The sequence below is a fragment of the Limnothrix sp. HT2024 genome, assembly GCF_059138625.1.
The window spans coordinates 1,024,473-1,042,605 of record NZ_CM181121.1 but is presented as its reverse complement, the minus strand read 5'-3'; the positions used below and the strand labels follow the sequence as shown (position 1 = coordinate 1,042,605).

The 18,133-nt window shown below is 57.2% G+C and carries 14 protein-coding genes; 10 read left to right on the top strand and 4 right to left on the bottom strand.

Going from position 1 to position 18,133, the window contains the following annotated elements; all coding sequences use genetic code 11:
* Positions 1 to 150: 150 nt before the first annotated feature.
* Together AC2IAX_RS04275 and AC2IAX_RS04270 are read left to right on the top strand one after the other, a co-directional pair.
* Positions 151 to 3,681: a GAF domain-containing protein gene (locus AC2IAX_RS04275; RefSeq protein ID WP_494389481.1), complete on the top strand. Its 3,531-nt coding sequence runs from the start codon at positions 151 to 153 to the stop codon at positions 3,679 to 3,681.
* 188 nt (positions 3,682 to 3,869) lie between these two features.
* On the top strand, positions 3,870 to 6,932 hold the full coding sequence (locus AC2IAX_RS04270) for a hybrid sensor histidine kinase/response regulator (RefSeq protein ID WP_494389480.1): 3,063 nt from the start codon (positions 3,870 to 3,872) through the stop codon (positions 6,930 to 6,932).
* A 55-nt stretch (positions 6,933 to 6,987) separates the two neighbouring features.
* Here the strand turns inward: AC2IAX_RS04270 and AC2IAX_RS04265 are convergent, their stop codons facing one another.
* On the bottom strand, positions 6,988 to 8,241 hold the full coding sequence (locus AC2IAX_RS04265; protein WP_494389479.1) for a hypothetical protein: 1,254 nt from the start codon (positions 8,239 to 8,241) through the stop codon (positions 6,988 to 6,990).
* A gap of 88 nt (positions 8,242 to 8,329) precedes the next feature.
* Positions 8,330 to 9,214, bottom strand: coding sequence for an NAD(P)-dependent oxidoreductase (locus AC2IAX_RS04260; RefSeq protein WP_494389478.1), 885 nt, complete (start codon positions 9,212 to 9,214; stop codon positions 8,330 to 8,332).
* 213 nt (positions 9,215 to 9,427) lie between these two features.
* Here AC2IAX_RS04260 and AC2IAX_RS04255 point away from each other — a divergent pair, with 213 nt between their 5' ends.
* The gene (locus AC2IAX_RS04255) at positions 9,428 to 10,849 is read left to right on the top strand and encodes an AAA family ATPase (protein WP_494389477.1); all 1,422 of its coding nucleotides are present in this window, start codon (positions 9,428 to 9,430) and stop codon (positions 10,847 to 10,849) included.
* A gap of 7 nt (positions 10,850 to 10,856) precedes the next feature.
* Here AC2IAX_RS04255 and AC2IAX_RS04250 read toward each other — a convergent pair whose 3' ends face one another.
* The gene (locus tag AC2IAX_RS04250; protein WP_494389476.1) at positions 10,857 to 11,492 is read right to left on the bottom strand and encodes a type I restriction endonuclease; all 636 of its coding nucleotides are present in this window, start codon (positions 11,490 to 11,492) and stop codon (positions 10,857 to 10,859) included.
* A 169-nt stretch (positions 11,493 to 11,661) separates the two neighbouring features.
* Between AC2IAX_RS04250 and AC2IAX_RS04245 the strand changes: the two genes are divergently transcribed.
* Positions 11,662 to 11,982, top strand: coding sequence for an element excision factor XisI family protein (locus AC2IAX_RS04245; RefSeq protein ID WP_494389475.1), 321 nt, complete (start codon positions 11,662 to 11,664; stop codon positions 11,980 to 11,982).
* Here the strand turns inward: AC2IAX_RS04245 and AC2IAX_RS04240 are convergent.
* Complete coding sequence (locus AC2IAX_RS04240; protein WP_494389474.1) at positions 11,979 to 14,294, bottom strand: NACHT domain-containing protein; 2,316 nt, start codon at positions 14,292 to 14,294, stop codon at positions 11,979 to 11,981. The two genes, AC2IAX_RS04245 and AC2IAX_RS04240, sit on opposite strands and share 4 nt — an antisense overlap.
* Positions 14,295 to 14,394: 100 nt before the next feature.
* Here AC2IAX_RS04240 and AC2IAX_RS04235 point away from each other — a divergent pair, with 100 nt between their 5' ends.
* From AC2IAX_RS04235 to AC2IAX_RS04210, 6 genes are all read left to right on the top strand, one after another.
* Positions 14,395 to 14,643 carry a hypothetical protein gene (locus AC2IAX_RS04235; protein WP_494389473.1) on the top strand — a complete coding sequence of 83 codons (249 nt, stop codon included), beginning with the start codon at positions 14,395 to 14,397 and terminating at the stop codon, positions 14,641 to 14,643.
* Between the two features lie 232 nt (positions 14,644 to 14,875).
* Positions 14,876 to 15,013, top strand: coding sequence for a 50S ribosomal protein L34 (gene rpmH / locus AC2IAX_RS04230; RefSeq protein ID WP_099534334.1), 138 nt, complete (start codon positions 14,876 to 14,878; stop codon positions 15,011 to 15,013).
* 32 nt (positions 15,014 to 15,045) lie between these two features.
* Entirely contained in the window at positions 15,046 to 15,498 is a 453-nt protein-coding gene (gene rnpA / locus AC2IAX_RS04225) for a ribonuclease P protein component (RefSeq protein WP_494389472.1), read from the top strand.
* A gap of 100 nt (positions 15,499 to 15,598) precedes the next feature.
* Complete coding sequence (locus AC2IAX_RS04220; RefSeq protein WP_494389471.1) at positions 15,599 to 15,985, top strand: PH domain-containing protein; 387 nt, start codon at positions 15,599 to 15,601, stop codon at positions 15,983 to 15,985.
* A gap of 369 nt (positions 15,986 to 16,354) precedes the next feature.
* Complete coding sequence (yidC, locus tag AC2IAX_RS04215) at positions 16,355 to 17,581, top strand: membrane protein insertase YidC (protein WP_494389470.1); 1,227 nt, start codon at positions 16,355 to 16,357, stop codon at positions 17,579 to 17,581.
* The gene (locus AC2IAX_RS04210; RefSeq protein WP_494389469.1) at positions 17,581 to 18,075 is read left to right on the top strand and encodes a Jag family protein; all 495 of its coding nucleotides are present in this window, start codon (positions 17,581 to 17,583) and stop codon (positions 18,073 to 18,075) included. The genes yidC and AC2IAX_RS04210 overlap by 1 nt, the downstream gene beginning before the upstream one ends.
* Positions 18,076 to 18,133: the final 58 nt, after the last annotated feature.

The window sequence follows — 18,133 nt, the reverse complement described above, 5'->3', positions numbered from 1 at the left end:
TTGCCCCGAGGGCCCCAGTGTGACAGTGATTTCCATCGTGATTGGGAACTGCTGAATGGTTGCTGATCTCCTGGCTTGCCGCCTGGCTGGCGCACTGGTAACGGCTCTATGACTCTCTGTTTTTCCGATTGCTCTCTGGCCTAAATTCCTATGACTGCTTACTTTGATGCTTCGCGCACGGCTCGTGATGATCGCCAGGCCCGCAACAGCACTCCCCCCGTTGAACACAGCCCCACTCCTGATTTGCGCCGTTTCCAAGATGCAGTCGATGCCCTAAAGGCGGAGTTGGAACGATCGGGCCGGCCCGATCGGTTTGTGATGGAAAAGATGGAGCAAATTGAGCAGTTTGCGGAGTCGATCGGCACAACCCTGGTGACCACCGAGGGGGAAGCGGCTAGCGGGAACCGCCTACCGGTGGATGGGATTGACCGCGCCATCGAAGACAGCCAAAGTTTGGATGAACTGTTGCGGCGGCTTTGCCAAGAATTGCGGTTGCAACTGTCGGCCGATCGGGTGGCCATTTACCGGTTCAATTTCGACTGGACGGGGGAATTTATCACCGAGTCCATGGCCCCCGGTTGGATGGCTCTGGTGGGGAACACCTTCCGCGACACTTACTTTGAAAGCACCCAAGGCAACCGCTACAACACCAAGGATGTTTACCAATGCGAAGACATCTATCGCGGTGGCCTCAGCGCTTGCCATGTGCAGCTCATTGAACGGTTCCAAGGGCGAGCCTACATGATTGCGCCGGTTTTCCAGGGCGATCGGTTGTGGGGGTTGCTGGCCATTTATCAAAACAGTGGCCCGCGTCCCTGGAGTCCCCTGGAAGCGGAACTGGTGAAATATGCCAGTGAGCAGGTGAGCCGCAGCATTGCCCAGCTCAGTGCGATCGAGAAGCTGCAAAAACAAGTGGGTCGCCAACGGGCGATCGCCACGATCGTGGACAAGATTCACCAATTCCTGGATCTGGCCACGATCATGCAAACCACCACCGATGAACTGCGGATTTTGTTGGAGTGCGATCGCGCCGCCGTCTATCGATTCAGCGACGATTGGAGCGGCGATTTCGTCTCGGAATCCGTGGGTCGGGGTTGGAAACCGCTGTTGGGCAAAACCTTCCGTGACAGCTACTTTGAGCGCACCAAAGGCGGCCGCTACATCAACGGCGAAACCCTGACCGTGGCAGACATCCAAACCCAAGACTATGATCCCTGCCACCTGAAACTGCTGGAGCAGTTCCAATGTCGGGCTTACATCATTGCCCCTGTGATTGCCAGCGATAAACTGTGGGGGCTGTTGGCGGTCTATCAAAACGATCGGGTGCGCAGTTGGGAACCGGAAGAAACCGACCTGGTGACCCAAATGGGCCAGCAAATGGGTGTGGCGGTGCAACAGGCGGAATACCTGAAGCAGCTTCAGGATCAAAAACTGCAGCTTGAGCGCAACGTGCAGCAAGACCGCGCCCTGCTGACAGTGATGAACAAAATCCGTGAATCCCTGGACATTGACAACCTCTTTGCCACCACGACCCAGGAAATTCGCCAAATTTTCCAGGCCGATCGCGCCTGCATCTTCCGGTTCGATCCGGACTGGAGCGGTGAGTTTGTGGCCGAAGCGGTCACCCCCGGTTGGCAACGACTGCTCGATCGCGACGGAGCCGGCCTGCGGGATGGCAACAACCGACGGGGCGGGCGCTCCCTGGCCCGCGTCGAAGACAGCTATTTGCAAGACAACCAAGGCGGTCGCTATCGCCAGGGCGAAACCCTGCTGGTGAACGACATTTACCAAGCCAACTTCAGCCGCTGCTATCTGGACTTGCTGGAACAGTTCCAAGCCAAGGCCTACGCGATCGCCCCGATCTTCAAGGGCAATGACCTTTGGGGCCTGTTGGCGGTTTACCAAAACAGCAACTCCCGCCAGTGGGAAGAACTGGAAGGGCAGATTCTTTCTCGGTTGGGAACCCAACTGGGCTTGGCCCTGCAACAGGCGGAGTATGTGGAACAGCTCAAAACCCAAGCGGCCCAGCTCCAAAAATCCGCCGAACGGAACAAGGCCATTTCCGCGACGATCGACAAAATCCGCGCTTCCCTGGACATCCGCACCATCTTCCGCACCACCACCACGGAATTGCGCCAAATTCTGGAGGTCGATCGGGTCGGAATCTATCAATTCCAGCCGGACTGGAGCGGGCAGTTCATGGCGGAATCTGTGGGCCCCGGTTGGTTGCGGCTGTTGGACTCTCCCGACAGTGACGGGAGTGTCCAAACGGACATGAGCGATTGCGAAGCCATCAACGGCCTAACCCAAGCGCGCCCCACCAACGCCGGCCGGGTACGGGATACCTACCTCCAGGAAAACGAAGGGGGCCGCTATGCCCGAGGTGAAAGCTTTGTGGTTTCTGATATCTACAAAGCCGGATTCACCCCCTGTTATCTGAGTGTGCTGGAACGGTTCCAAGCTCGCGCCTATGCGATCACCCCGATCTTTCAGGGCGATCGACTGTGGGGGCTGCTGGCGATTTACCAAAACAGCGGCCCGCGTCAGTGGGAAACCTCCGAAGTGGAATTCGTGGCCCAGGTGGGGGCCCAGTTGGGCATCGCCCTGAAGCAAGCGGAAACCCTGGCGGAATTGCAGCGGAAATCGGCCCAGGTGGAAGAGGCCGCCCAACGGGACAAGGCCGCCCGCGAAGCTCTGCAACAGAAGGCCCTAAACCTGCTGATGGCGGTGCGGCCGGCCCTGGAAGGGGATCTCACCGTGCGCGCGCCGATTACCGAAGACGAAGTGGGCACGATCGCCGATGCCTACAACAACACCCTGCAAAGCCTGCGGCAGATTGTGGTGAAGCTGCAAGAAACGGCGGCTAAGGTGTCGAATACCTCCACCACCAGTTCCAGTGCCATTGGTGAGCTGTCTAACCAAGCCCAGCAACAATATCGGGCCCTGTTGGAAGCGGTGCAGCGGGTGCAAACCATGGCGGAAGTCAGCACGGACGTGACCCAAAATGCCCAGCAGGTGACCCTGGCGGTGCAACGAGCCACCAACACGATCCAGGAAGGCGACGCGGCCATGAACCGGACGGTGGATGCGATTCTGTCGATTCGGGACACGGTGGCGGAAACGGGACGCAAAATTCGGGCCCTGAGCGAATCGTCCCAAAAAATCTCGAAGATCGTGAGCCTGATTGGCAACTTCACCACCCAAACCCAACTGTTGGCGCTGAATGCTGCCATTGAGGCAACGCGGGCCGGGGAATATGGTCGCGGCTTCACGGTGGTTGCCGATGAGGTGCGATCGCTCGCCCGACAGTCGGCCGATGCGACCACGGAAATTGCGGCCCTGGTGGAAGAGATTCAGGCGGAAACCCAGGCGGTGGCCCAGGCCATGGAAGCGGGGATTCAGCAGGTGGTGGCGGGGACAAATCTGGTGAGCGATACCCGATCGAACCTGAGCGAAATTGTGGATGTGACCGCCCAAATTGGTCAGTTGGTGGAGGGCATTAACCAAGCCGCCGCCAGCCAAACCCAACAGGCCCAAGCGGTGGCCCACACGATGACGGAGGTGGCAACAATCGCCGATCGCACCTCCTCCAGTTCCGTGGCCCTGACCGCTTCCTTTGAGGATCTGTTGGCCATGTCCCAAGAGCTGCAAGCCAGTGTGGGTCGGTTCAAGGTGAACTAACGGCCAGGGCACTGGCTCCACTGCTGATCGCCATGGGGGTGATTGGGCCGCGCCTGAGTTGCGCCTAGGCTGCCCCCCGGTGGCCGATCGGCCCCAGCTTGAGCCGATCGCCCCCCTTGTAACCCCCTTTTGTTCCCTGTTCGTGTTTTCCCAACAGACCGAAACCAGGTCGTTTCCGGTAGCCCCCTATGCTCGATCCCGCCATCCGCGAGGAAGCCTACGGATACTTCCTCAGTGAGTCCCAAGACCTGCTGCGATCGATCGAGACGGATTTGTTGCAACTGCGCGACGATCCCTCGAAACAGCGGATCCATGCCCTGATGCGTGCCACCCACACCCTGAAGGGGGCTTCCGCCAATGTGGGGCTGGAAACCATCTCCACGATCGCCCACCACATGGAGGATGTGTTTCGGGCCCTGTTTGACCCGGATGCTGAAGTGGAGGTGGAACTAGAGGGGCTGTTGTTTCAGCTCTATGAATATTTGCGCTTGGCCCTGACCACCCAATGGGAACAGGGACGAGAAGCCGATCAAGAGGTGTTGGATCAGGCGATCGATGCTTTTGCCCGGATCCAAACCCTGTTGGGAGACTGCTTCGAGCGCGAACAAAAGCTGCCCACCTCCGCTGAACTGGGGTTTGACCTGGTGCAGTCGATCTTTGAAACGGGGGTGAAGGAACGAATCGATCAGTTGGCGGCCCTGGTGGCGGCGGCGGATGGGCCGGCGGCCTTGGAAACGGTGGCCACCCAATCGGAGGTGTTTACGGGGTTAGGGGAATCCTTGGGGCTGCCGGGGTTCCAGGCGATCGCGGAGGCGGCACTCCAGGCCGTGGCCAACCAGGGCGATCGGCCTTTGGTGGTGGCCCAGGCGGTGTTAAGCAATTGGCAAGCGGCCCAACAGGCGGTTTTGGCGGGCGATCGCACCCAAGGCGGTGAGGTTTCGGCGGAGTTGGCGGCTCTGGCGGGTCAGGAGCCGAAGCCGGGAGATCTGGACGATTTGGCCGATGGCACGCTGGATCTGAGTATGGATCTCAGTGACGAGATGCCGGCCGGTTGGTTGGATTTGACCGATGGTACGTTGGATCTGACCACGGATCCCCCGCCTGCCCCCACACCTGCCCCCCCGATCGCGGGTGGATCGCCTGCGATTTCCGCACCCACTCCAGCGCCCGTTGCCACACCGGTTCCGACCCCGCCCAACCCCCCGCCCGCTCCCTTGGTGACGGCGGAAGCGGCCCCCCGTGGGACTCCAGAACCAATGCGATCGGCGGAACCGCAACGGGTGGACAGCAAACCCCTAACCCCGACTCCCCTGATTCGGGTAGAAATCGATCGGCTGCAATCCCTGCAACACCTGGTGGGGGAGCTGCTGATTAATGAAAATCGTCAAAGCTTGCAGGATGAACAGTTGCGATCGGCCCTGGAACGATTTCGCCAAGGCCTGCGCCAGCACCGTCGCTTGCTGGCGGAAGCACGCGATCGACTGGAAAAACGCCCCAACGATCGCCGATCGCTCAATGGTTCTCCCGCCGCCACCAGTGCCAACGATCTGATTTTGCAACAGTCGATCGATGCGGCCCTCGACAGTGCCGAGCGGCTAGATTCCACGGCGGAAGTGGTGGAACGCTACGCCCAACAAACGGCCACCACCCTCGACAAACAGCGCCGACTGTTGGGTCAGGTGCGCGACAGCCTGATGGATACCCGAATGCAACCGGCGGCGGCCGTGTTCGATCGCTTCGGGCCCTTGGTGCGGCAACTGTGCGCCCGCTATGGCAAAACGGTGCATCTGCGAGTGGTGGGGGAACGGGTTGCCATTGACAAGGTGGCGATCGAACAGCTTTACGATCCCCTGCTGCATTTGGTCCGCAACGCCTTTGACCATGGCATTGAAACCGTTGAAGAACGGCGCGATCAGGGCAAACCCGCCGAAGGGACGATCGAGCTGCGGGCCCAGCAACAGGGCAACCATGTGTTGATTTGGGTGGCCGACGATGGCAAAGGCATCGACCCCCAACGGTTGCGACAAAAAGCGATCGAACGCGGTTGGCTCACGCCCGATCGGGCCCAAACCACCTCAGATCAAGCCCTCTTGGATCTGTTGTTTGAGCCGGGCTTTTCCACCGCCGACAAAATCACCGATCTGTCTGGGCGCGGCGTGGGCTTGGACGTGGTGCGATCGCAAATGCGATCCCTCAAAGGCTCCGTCACCATCCAATCGAGTCCCGGACGCGGCACGGCCTTCATTTTGCGGGTGCCCCTGAGCCTGATGACCGCTCGCCTGTTGGTTTGTCAGGCCGATCGCGCCGCCTATGCCCTGCCCTCAGAAAGCGTCCGCCAAATTCTGATTCCTCAACCGGAGCAAACCCAAATGCTCGGGGGGCAGCGGATTTTGCGGTGGCGAGCCAGCAGCGAAGATCCCGAAATCACCATTCCCATTCGCAAGTTGGCGGAACTGATGCGCTACAGTTCCTTGGCTCCGGGCCTGTTGCGATCGGACATGGGCGCAATCACACCGTTTTTGAGCAATCGCCTCGCGCCCCTGCTGTTGATGGATGCCGGTGACACCCCCGTGGCGATCGAGGTGGATGGGGTTGTGGGTGAACAGGAACTGGTGTTGCGGCAACTGTCGGAAGCCCTGCCCGCCCCACGCTATATCTATGGCTGCACCATTTTGGGCGATGGGCGCATGGTCTTGGCGATCGACGGTAATGAGCTGTTGGCCCAAGTCGAGGCCGTCCCGATCGTCGCCGCCACTCCCCTACAGTTGCCCACACCCGCCGCACCCGCTGCGATCACCCCGGAATTGCCCGCTGAGTTGCCCAACGCCCCGATCGCGCCCCCCAGTCCCGCCCCCGCCCAAGGCAGCAAAACCCTGCTAGTGGTGGAAGATTCCGACACCGAGCGCCGCCTTTTGACCCTGACCCTGGAGCGCCAGGGCTATCGTGTGGTGCAAGCGGCCGACGGGCTAGAAGCCTTGACCCAGCTTCGCCAGCGCTCCGATATTGATCTCGTCATTTCCGATATTGAAATGCCGCGCATGACGGGCTTGGAGTTCTTGAACGCCCGCCGCCAGCATCCCAACGCCGCCCAAGTGCCCGTGATTTTGCTGACTTCCTGTAGCGGCACGCAGTATAAACAGGTGGCCCTGAGTTTGGGGGCCGCAGACTATATGCTGAAGCCCCACGTTACCCCGGAACTGGTGGCCAGCATTGAACGGCTAACGGGCGATCGGGCGGCGGCAGTGGTTTAGGTTTAGGGGTGGCCTCAATCACCCATGGAGCGATCGGGCAAAAACCAGCCAGCCCCTAGCTCCGGCGGCTTTTGTTGGTGGCCAGCTTCAAGAAACTCTGGTAAGTGGTGGCGATCGCCTGAACCCGCCGGGCCTGATCCGCATAGACACATTCCCACTGCGTGACGGCGCGCCCTTCTCGGGAGCAAATGCCCAACAGGCCCGAAGCCCGGTTCGTGCCGTTGCGGATATCCAGCCGATCGTTGCTGTCTAAATAAAAGGAAGCCGTTCGGGCCCAAGCATAGGCCTCCAGCCCCGAGAGGCCCCCCCGCCGGGCGATCGCCAAGGCCTGGGGAAACCAGCGGGAGTGAACCGGGCTGGCTTGGTTATACAGGTCGATCGCATTGACCAAGGCTTGCAAATCTTCGTAGGGATCAATGCCAGCGGCATACAGATCCGTGAGGGCCGTGGGCAACCGCCCAGACAACCGCTCCACACAGGCCCGATCGGCCACGGCCAAGTTACCGCCACTGCGGCCCTGGTCACTGCAAGCCCCGTAGTTGGTGACCCGCTGCCCCCAAGACAAATTGCCCGGATCCGTATGGCCGTAATAGTTCGGGGTGGGCTGCACAAACAGACTGCCGTTTTGCACCATCAACCGATAGTTTCCTTCCGCCACCCCCACGGCCACCACCCCCATGGAGGTAGGGCTTTGGAAGATTTGGGCATAAACCGGCAAATCTTTTTGCAAATTAAAAGACCGCTGGGGAGCCTGTTCCATCCAAAACATTGTTTGGCCGTTGGGAGCCGGCCGGGTGGGCGGCGCGGTGGGCGGCTTGGCGGTGCTGGATTTCAGTGGGGCGGCCGGTGTGGGGCGGGCAGTGGTTGGGGCCGCCGCTGGGGCCGACTGGGTTGGGTTGGGTTGGCTACCGTTAGCAGTGCCCCCGGCGATCGCTGCACCGTTGTTGGGGGAAGAGCTGGTTTGGCCGGGCGCTGCGCCGCTGGTGGTGGGAACCGTGGCCATAGATTCCAGGTTGGCGGCAAAGGGATCCGAAATGGGCACATCTCCGTTGCTGCCCCCGGTTGGCTGACTCGCGATCGAGCCGGAACCCGATCGGGACGCATCATCACCGGGTAAGTCAAAACTGAGGGGAGACACCGGCAAGGGCGCACTGGCCTCGGTTTTGGGCTGGGCTTGCTTGCCGGCCGTGAGTGGCAGGGCAATTAACACGATTGCCGTGCCTGCCACACCAAGGGCGATCGACCGTCCCCACAGGATACGCCCAGGGGAAGCTGGACTAGACACCAGGGAGTTTGCAACAGATTTCACGATCACAGGTTGCCAACCCAACGTTGACAAGAAAATAGAACAACCTACCGAGTGTCTACTTTAGCTTACGGTTTCAAATTGCACAGAATTATTTCGGGATCGTTGTCTTATAGGCGCGAATCGCCGCTTGTGTGCCTTGCTGTGCGCCCTGGCCGTCGTCAAGGGCGCTAACCCGCTGAAAGATCTGATTTGCCAGTTCCGTCACCGGTAAAGCACAGTGGCCGGCGGCTTCCGCCACCAGACGCAAATCCTTTTGCATATGGGCGATCGCAAAGCCCGGGGCCAAATCCTCCGCCAAAATTTTCGGCCCCAAATTGGCCAAGGCCCAAGACCCGGCCGCTCCGGTGCTGCAAACCTCAATTACCAACTGCGGATCCAAATTCTGGGCAGCGGCCAATTGCAGGGCCTCGCACAGGGCCAGCATGTGACCGGCGGCCAACACCTGGTTGCAGAGCTTCACCGCCTGGCCACTGCCGATCGGGCCACAGTGGCGAATGGTTTGGCCCATGAATCCTAACCAAGGGTGCGATCGCTCAAAATCCGCCCGCTCACCCCCCACCATGATCGTCAAGGTTCCCCGCTGGGCCCCCACGTCCCCCCCGGAAACCGGCGCATCCAAAAACCCAAACCCCAGCGATCGCAGGGCCGTTCCCAGCTCGATCGCCGCCACACTCCCGATCGTGGTGAAATCCACAAGCAGCGCCCCGGCCCGCGCCACCGCCGCCGCACCGCCCGCTCCCAACAACACCTGCCGCACATCGGGCACATCGCCCAAACAGGAAAAAATCAAATCCGCCTCGGCCACCGCTGCGGACAAGTCGGGGGCGATCGTCACGCCCGCCGCCGCCGCTTGGGCCACCGTCGGGCGATCGGGCGTGCGATTCCAGCCCCGCACCGTCGCGCCACTCCGGGCCAAGTTGGCCGCCATGGCGCTGCCCATCACGCCCAATCCCAAAAATGCAATTTCGGTCATGCTGTTTACTTCTTTGTTTCTATTCTTTGTCTGTAAGGATTCTTGGCTCGTCAGGAGATTGATGCAAGGGGTCTGTTGGTGGGTTTCGCCAACAGGATCCCGATCGCACCCAAAACAATTGCTAATCAGGGTTCGATCGGGGAGGGGTACGGGATAGGCGATAATTGCCCTGGCGCTTGGGTTGCGCCGTTCCCGTTGTCTCCGTTGCGCACCATGTCTTACTTCGTTTCGCCCCGCTTCACCGAAAAAGTCGCCGTCCACGCGGTCAAGAACTTCCTGAACTTGCCGCGCGTGCCCGTGCCGCTGATTTTGGGCATTCATGGCAAAAAAGGCGAGGGCAAAACGTTTCAGTGCAACCTTGTGTTCGAGCAAATGGGCATCGACGCGGTGCATATTTCCGGCGGCGAACTGGAAAGCCCCGACGCGGGCGACCCGGCCCGGCTGTTGCGGTTGCGCTACCGGGAAGCCTCGGACATGGTGAAGGTGCGCGGGCGGATGTGCGTGCTGTTGATTAACGACATCGACGCGGGGGCGGGCCGGTTCGATCGCCTGACCCAATACACGGTGAACACCCAACTGGTGAACGCCACCCTGATGAACATTGCCGACAACCCGACCAATGTGCAGTTGCCCGGCAGCTACGACAGCGAACCGGTGCGCCGGATCCCGATCATCGTCACGGGCAACGACTTTGGCACGCTCTATGCGCCCTTGACCCGCGACGGGCGGATGGAGAAGTTTTATTGGGAACCGACGGCGGCGGAACGGCTGGAAGTGGTGCGCGGCATGTTTGAGGGGCTGGGCTTGGCCGATCGGGCCGTGGCCGAGCTGGTGGAAACCTTCCCTAAGCAGTCCGTGGACTTCTTTGGGGCCATGAAATCGCGGGTCTATGACGACCTGGTGCGGCAATTCATCCAAGACACGGGCTTGGCTCAGGTGTCGAATCGGTTGCTGAAATCCAAGGAAGCGCTGCCCCAGTTTGCGGAACCGCAACCGACCCTGGAGCAACTGAAGGCGATCGGGGCGGCCTTGGTGAAGGAGCAAGATCGAATTCAAGAACTACATCTGGTGGCGACCTACAATCCCCACCGCGAGGCCAATTCCGCCAGCGAAACGGTGAGCCAAAACGGCCAGGGCGAAACCAACGGGCTACAGGGTCGATCGCGCCCTTACAGTGCCGAACCGCCAGGGGCCCCAACGCCCGAACCGGCCGTGGCGACCCACACCCAAACCCAGCCGATCGCCCCGGAACCTAAACCCGGCGGCGCTCCCCGGCCGAACCTGGAACCGGAGTTGCCGCCCCTGAGTGGCAACCCAGATCTGGAAGCGAAGTTGGAATATCGCAGCAGCCAGCGGCCGAAGTTGGTGCAGCCCTTGGGCCCGACAATTCGATCGCAGCTCGTGCCGATCGTGAACAATGGCTATCGGCTGGGGATCGAGGTGGCCGACAAGCGCCACTACAACGCGAATTCCTGGCAATGTTACGGAACGGCGGAACCGCACCAGGAAACGGAGGCGATCGGGAAGTTGGAAACCTGCCTGGCGGAAAACCTGGATTGTTATGTGCGGTTGGTGGCGATCGACCCCGATCGCAAGCAACGGATCCGCGAGGTGATCGTCCAGCGCCCGCAATAGTTCGGCTTTACGATCGTGCTGGTTGCAGAGTCGCACCCAAGGTGCGCAGGATTTGCAGCACGTCGTAAAGTTCGTTGCCGGGATTCAGCAAGGAAAATAGGCGGGAGTTGGCGTAGCGCTTGGATATCCCGTCGGTTTTCAAAAACAGAAATTCGTTGCCAGTGGTGATCAGTCCATAGCTGGGGCGATCGCCTTGGGGATTGGCTAACAAATAGGCGAGGGCTTGGGGGATGGCTCGCAGGGCGGAAAAGTCGCTGCGTTTGGATTCGATCACCAGTACCCAGAGGCGATCGTGCAGCACCAACACATCAATGCGGCCACGGACGATCGCCCCTTGATCTTCGGCGGTGATTTCGATGCGGCTTTCGGTTTGAATCCTGAAGGGTTTTTGATAGAAACCGGCGAGGTCGAGCAGGGGGGCAAGCACGACCATTTTTACGCCGTCTTCGAGGAGGGGCGGGTCTTCGAGCAGGGTTTGGAAGTTTTGTTTGACGCGATCGAGCAGTTGTTGTTCGAGGAGGCTGAGGCTGGGTTGGGGCGATCGCCACTCGGGAAAAAAGTCGGCATCATCGGTCAGTTGCAACCCAAAGTCTTGTTTCAGGTTCCGAAGGGTGACATCTTGGGCAGCAATAATCTGGGTCATGATGCTTGCTGTTGATAGATCATTTTCGCTTTGTTTCTAGGCTAGCTTTGGTTGACCCAAAACAGGTTGCTGAGTAGGTTGGGTTGAAGCATGAAACCCAACACCCGTAACACTTCCAATCATCGCGTTGGGTTTCGCAAGGCTCTACCCAACCTACTGAGGTGTGGCAATGGCTGAGGATATCAATTTTCGGCGGGCGATTCAGACGGTTTTTCAGCGGTATGTGGCGTTGGCGCGGACGGATCGGGGGGTGGAGCTGATTGCGGTTTGTGATGTGGAGACGGGGAATTATTTGCTAATGAATGTGGGGTGGTCGGGGCGCGATCGCATCCACAGTGTGGTGGTGCATTTGCGGGCGATCGGGGAGCAAATTCGGGTGGAGTGGAATGGTACGGATTCTTTGATCGATGACTTGATTGAGTTGGGGTTGCGGGAGGAAGATTTTGTGCCTGCGAATCCCCGATCGAGTGTGTCGGCGATCGCGGGTTAGGGGTTGGGAATGGGTGGATAGGATTTGCCTTTGGCGGCGTAGTATTCCTTAATTTGGGCGATCGGGCGCAGCATTGTGGCTTCGATGTCTTGCCGCACTTCTCGGGACAAATAACAATCCGTATTCAAACATTCCAGCAACCTCCAAGAAGCGGCTGCATATTCTTGCAGTAAGTCTCTTTGTTCATAAGATAGCGACCACTGATGGCAGACATCTCGATATCTAATTGCAGTCGATCTAAACTCGGAAAGCCATGGTCTCTCTTCAAGGTTGCCTTGCTCACTATCAAAATCAAGTATTGAGTCGATTCTTAGGGTTAATTCTTGAATCTTTTTACCAAGAATTTCATTTTTCATGAGTTCACAAAGCTTTAGTGCATAACCTAGATTTTCAAATAGAGAATTTGAATCATCTTCGGTTTCGTAATATTCTGAAATTGACATCAAGCATCGATCTAGCAGAATGGAATAAGAATCATCATTATCTTCATGGTACATTGTATTAGAAATTTCAATTGCCTGATCAAAATTGATTACACTTGTTAAATAGAAGCAACCAGCCAAGTATCTTTTTTGGAAAGATAAATTAGAATTCATCTTGATTGAAACCCATTCAAGTATTTCATTGAGATCACGATCAAAGGCAATTAATTTATTGACTCTCTTGCTTAAGAGTTTCATTAATTCATCTGCTTTTCTCATACCTCCCACTACCAGCAAGGTAATTTCTCTCCAAGATTTTCTTGATATATTTGTTGACAGTAAATTCCAAAGATCAAGATTTTGACTAAGGAATATTTCACGTGCAGCAAAATACTCGTGAAATGTTAAGTGGGAAAAGGAATAAATTCCACGCGATCGTTCGATAAGTAGCCCATGCTGTGCCACGATAGAATGCAGGATAGCCTCACTATCCAGGCTCAGTGCTTTTGGGTTGTTTTGAACATCAGGTAGGTTTGATATATAGCCCACAATTTCTTTCTTGGCTATAGATTTTTCAAAAAAGTAACGTCCTTCCTGAAAAGTGGAAAAAGCTAGCTGAGATAATAAATCTTCTTTTCGATCAACGGATAACTTTTTATAGATTTTATCTCGCTGAATGTTCCGTTTTCCATCCCATTTCTTCAATAAAAGATTTACACCTTCTTCATAAAGTCTGACGCGATTACGCGGAAAATTACCACTTTCACCAAATACTAAACATAGCAATGTTAATAGAAGTGGATTACTTGCTAGCTCTAGAATTGGCTCGTTTACTTTTAATTGTTGAATAAACTGATTGATTTTAGGAATGTCTTCATGATATTTAAACCAATTATTGACAAATTCCTTTATTTGATCTTGTGTAAAATCTGCCATTTCTACTTCAGAAAAGTTACTAAAGCTGTATTCTTTTGCCGCAATCCTACAAGTCATGACGAATCTATTTTTAGGAAAATTTCGCACTAAATTATTGACTTCTTGGATAGTTCGATTGGTATCATTTGCTAAAACTTCATCTAGTCCATCAAAAAATATTAAAATTCGACCCTCTTTCAGTAGCTCCCATACTATTTTGCTGGATTGAGGGATGGAGGCTTTTGACCATTGATCTGCAATAAACTTTATCAATCCCGGCTGCTTAGAAGACTCTGACCATTCTTTAAGAGTTACAAAAACTGGTACATATTCTTTAAAAATTTTTTGATCTAAGCAAGCAATTGTTAAATGTTTTAAAAATGTAGTTTTTCCTGATCCTGGTTTACCTAAAACCATGAGGGCCTTATGTTGTTCAATAGCATTCAAGCCAGAAATTCTCTCTTGCCGAACTCGACCTAGGCAAAAGCGGTCAAAATCTTCAACTTCATCTAAATTTTCACGAAGTTCCGATATGGTAAAACGTTGATTTTCTGTCAACTTCTCCAACACATTTACTTGGGTATAAATCGTGCTTAAGGCAATCGGCTGCTCCATATCTAGGACTTTCATTGTGCCGCACCGCCGCCGTAAATCTGCCTCCACCTGCGATCGCACCCACGACACATCGATCGCATCCGATGCCGATTCGGACTGCACAGGCTCGATCGCATCGCCCCAAGCAACCTGCCAAGCCTTGAACTCCGCAATCAATACTGGCAGCTTATTTTGTCCTTCTACCCTGATCCCAAAGTCCTTATACAGTTGACGCAAATGTTGTCCCACGTTATCCGTGTTGCCACCGCATAGGTCTGTAGCAATTTTGATCTTGGTTTCCCCGCGCACAATCCGCTCTAGGACGGCTTTTCGCTTGGGTGGCAGCTTGTCGAAAATTTCTTTGGCGCGGGCTGGAGTCATGCTGAGAATTTCTCATCACCTCTGAGAATTTTCTCGCATCTAACATCTGAGAGCCAACTGTTTTTCACTGGAGGAGTCCCAAATACAGGAGCCACCTCCCATGAAACGCCCGCAAATCTATCAACAACTGCTGATCGTCTCCGTTTTGTTCACCGCCCTCTCGGGTGGGGCCGCCATCCACCTGGCCAGCCAACCCCAGCTCAATCCCCAACAATCCGAACTGTTCCAAACCTTCAAAGGCCTGTTTGAAAAAGGCGTGTTGGGCATCGGCGGCCTGGTGCTGGGCAAAATGACGGGCTACTTTCCTGATCGGCCGCCCAACAACCCCGACGACAACACCGATCAATAGAATCGCGGCCCAGCGCGACTTGCGGATCTCCGGCCAACGCACCGGCTCGTGATATCATCGAAAGTCGCGCTTTCTAACACCTAGACAGGCGCTAAATTTGTTGAACCAATTTAATGGACTGCCAAGCCAGACAGCAGTTGGGTGCAGCCGTGAACCGTTCCCGTGCGATCGCCCCCGCTTCCGTTTGGTCAACGCTTAGTCCGCCAATCGCCCACTCGGAGCTAGCCCAACCATGACCAAGCGTACTCTTGAAGGAACCAATCGCAAGCGCAAGCGTGTTTCCGGCTTCCGTGCCCGGATGCGGACTAAGAACGGTCGCCGCGTGCTGAATGCTCGTCGCCGTCGCGGTCGCGCTCGGTTGGCGGTTTAAGGATTGCTCACCGGCAGTCTGTCACAGGGTGGTTGAGCGATCGCCCCTACACCCAAACGTGCATGGCCTTACCCCAAGCCTACCGACTTCGACATCGCCATGACTTTGACCGAGTGTATCGGCAAGGCAAACGGTATCGCAGCAAGCACCTAACCCTTTGGGTCTACCGGCCATCGGCAAGCCCCGCGATCGCCCCCAGCGAACCATCGGCGGCCGTTGCCCCCACGCTGCCCACCCTGGCCCCGGCTCCGAAAGTTGGCATCAGCATCAGCCGCAAAGTTGATAAACGCGCCGTTGTGCGCAATCGGCTGCGGCGACAAATTCACGGTATTTTGTGCCAGCACTTGCCGACCATGCCCCTCGGTTGGCTGGCGGTGATTAGTGTGCGTCCAGCCATGCCCCTGTGTCAGTACCCCCAAATTCTGCAAGAATTGGAACAGTTGCTGACCGCCGCCAAGTTGGATTTGGAGCAAGCCAGCGTTTAAACCGTTGTGTTTGCGCTGTTGACTTTGCCCCATTCCCCAGGGGCGGCGATCGCCCAATTCGCCCCATTTGGCCCGCACTGAACCTTACGAGCACTGGACTATGGGTATCAAGGAAGATGTTTACTATGAGGGCGGCCCCCACCGTGGCGATTTGATCGTCAACCTGCTGTTGGGTCTAACGATCATTTGCCTGCCCCTCACCATCGGCTCGATCGTGCGGGCCTTTTGGTTGCGCTATCGCATCACCAGCCGCCGCATTTCAATCACCAGCGGTTGGCAAGGGCGCGATCGCTCCGATGTGATTTATCCCGAAATTCGCGCCGTTGTGGCCGTGCCTCGGGGGTGGGGTGCTTGGGGTGATATGGTGCTGACCCTCAAGGATGGTAGCCGCCTGGAAATGCGATCGGTTCCCAACTTCCGAGCCGTCGCGGACTACATCAACGAGCGGATCGGCGCAGCGGCCCAAACCGCCACCAGCAAGCGCTAAACCGCCCGATCGCCCCCTCGCTGCTCCTGTTCAACCCTCCTGCTTGCACGGCCTTGTGGCTTCCGGCGGAGGGTTACGTGTTGATTAGGCTGTGACGATTGGGCTGTGACGATTGGGGCGGCATTGGCGGCCCGCGGCCAGGGCGGTAGTCCCCACTGGGTAACCGCCCCCCAAGGGGCTCCACTTTGCATAAGCTGAAGTCACATCTTTGGGCTAGGGTGGCTCTGGTTCATGGGGTGAGCGTTCGGCTCGATCGCGTCACCCTGGGCCAGCCTTGCTGTTTTGCCTTCGTTTAACGAATCGTTGACCGCCCGTTGACGGTTTTTTGATAACTTTTAACAACTCGATCGCACAACCGACGCAACGCGCATGGATTTCGGAGTTGGATTTCTCTCAAACAACGTCATGCTGCCGATCCTGGATTTTTTCTATGGAATCGTGCCCAGCTATGGCCTCGCCATCATCGCCCTGACGCTGGTGGTGCGCTTTGCCCTCTATCCGATCAGCGCTGGCTCCATCCGCAGTATGCGGCGGATGAAGATCACCCAGCCGATCATGCAGAAAAAGATCAAGGACATTCAAGAGCGCTACAAAAACGACCCCACGAAACAGCAGGAAGAACTCAGCGCCGTTTACAAGGAATTTGGGAACCCCCTGGCCGGTTGTTTCCCGATTCTGGTGCAAATGCCCGTGCTGATTGCCCTGTTCACCACCCTGCGTGGCTCGCCGTTTGCGGATGTGCCCTATTCCGTGAATCTGCAAATTTTGCCCCAGGAGCAAATTGAGCGGGTGCAACCGGAAGCGTTTGCCACCCCGCCCAAGAACATCTACATTTCCGACAGCACCCACTATCCCGTGGTGGGTTTGCTGCCCGGTGGCACGCGCCTGGCCGTGGGTGACACCACCAAGCTGGAGTTCCAAACGCCCGAAGGCAAAACCCTGACCACCCTGGCCACAGAAGCCGGTGGGGACATTGACCTCTCGCCCAAGTGGCAGGTGATGAAGGGAGCCGAGCGGGTGCAGTTGGGCCCCAACGGTGAAATCACGGCGCTGCAACCGGGAGATGTGACCCTGCAAGGGACGATTCCCGGCCTGGCGGCGAGCAAGGGCTTCCTGTTCATCAGTGCGCTGGGCCATGTGGGCGCAGTGGACGATGAGGGGATCCACTGGGATATTGTGGCGATGGTGCTGCTGTTTGGCTTGAGCCTTTATGTCAGCCAATCGATTTCCAGCCAAGGGGCAACGGATAATCCGCAACAGGCGGCGGCAAATAAGCTGACTCCGATTATTTTTTCGGGGATGTTTCTGTTTTTCCCCCTGCCGGCTGGGGTGCTGATGTACATGGTGGTGGCGAACCTGTTCCAAACGGCCCAAGCGTTCATTTTGTCTCGGGAACCGCTGCCGGAGAATATCCAAAAGATGGCGGAAGCTCAGGGCATTGTGGATGTGAAGGCGGTGGCGGTGGATGGCGCTACGGGCCGGCTGCCGTTTGAACCCAAGAGCACCAAGGCCAGCAGCCCGGCGAAGAATCAGCCGAGCAAGGGCCCAGGCAACAAACCCAGCACGAACAACAACAAGCAGAAGGGCAAGTCGTGATGAGTGATCCGGGCGATCGGGGACGAATTTGGCTGGAGGGGCTGCTGGCGCGCTTGGGTTTGCCAACCCAGGTGCAGGCCGAGCACGACCCGATCGATCATGTGCTGAACTATTGGCTCACGATCGACGCTTCGCCCTGGTCTCCGGAGCAAATCACCAGCGTGGTGGGTGAAGCGGGGGTGACCCTGGATGCGATGCAGTATTTGGCGAATATGCTGCTGAACGTGGGGGTCGATCGGGATGACCATTGCGGTTACACGATCGAACTCAACGGCTACCGGGCCCAGCAACGGGCCGAGCTGGAGTCGGTGGCGGCCAATGCGGTGTCGCAGGTTCGTGAAACGGGGGAGTCGGTGGCGATCGACTCACTCTCCTCATCCCAGCGCAAACAGCTCCACGCCATGCTCGCGGCCTACGAAGACATCGCCACCCACAGCGAAGGCCAAGAACCCCACCGCCGGTTGGTGGTGGCCCTGAAGTCAACCGAAGCCTAGCTTGACCCGCGCCGCCGGGCCTTGGGGGTTCGGCGGCTTGGGTCGGGCTGGCCATTCG

Coding starts and splice junctions, on each gene's coding strand:
- AC2IAX_RS04275 (WP_494389481.1), top strand. CDS start 151: ATGACTGCTTACTTTGATGCTTCGCGCACGGCTCGTGATGATCGCCAG.
- AC2IAX_RS04270 (WP_494389480.1), top strand. CDS start 3,870: ATGCTCGATCCCGCCATCCGCGAGGAAGCCTACGGATACTTCCTCAGT.
- AC2IAX_RS04260 (WP_494389478.1), bottom strand. CDS start 9,214: ATGACCGAAATTGCATTTTTGGGATTGGGCGTGATGGGCAGCGCCATG.
- AC2IAX_RS04255 (WP_494389477.1), top strand. CDS start 9,428: ATGTCTTACTTCGTTTCGCCCCGCTTCACCGAAAAAGTCGCCGTCCAC.
- AC2IAX_RS04250 (WP_494389476.1), bottom strand. CDS start 11,492: ATGACCCAGATTATTGCTGCCCAAGATGTCACCCTTCGGAACCTGAAA.
- AC2IAX_RS04245 (WP_494389475.1), top strand. CDS start 11,662: ATGGCTGAGGATATCAATTTTCGGCGGGCGATTCAGACGGTTTTTCAG.
- AC2IAX_RS04240 (WP_494389474.1), bottom strand. CDS start 14,294: ATGACTCCAGCCCGCGCCAAAGAAATTTTCGACAAGCTGCCACCCAAG.
- AC2IAX_RS04235 (WP_494389473.1), top strand. CDS start 14,395: ATGAAACGCCCGCAAATCTATCAACAACTGCTGATCGTCTCCGTTTTG.
- rpmH (WP_099534334.1), top strand. CDS start 14,876: ATGACCAAGCGTACTCTTGAAGGAACCAATCGCAAGCGCAAGCGTGTT.
- AC2IAX_RS04220 (WP_494389471.1), top strand. CDS start 15,599: ATGGGTATCAAGGAAGATGTTTACTATGAGGGCGGCCCCCACCGTGGC.
- yidC (WP_494389470.1), top strand. CDS start 16,355: ATGGATTTCGGAGTTGGATTTCTCTCAAACAACGTCATGCTGCCGATC.
- AC2IAX_RS04210 (WP_494389469.1), top strand. CDS start 17,581: ATGAGTGATCCGGGCGATCGGGGACGAATTTGGCTGGAGGGGCTGCTG.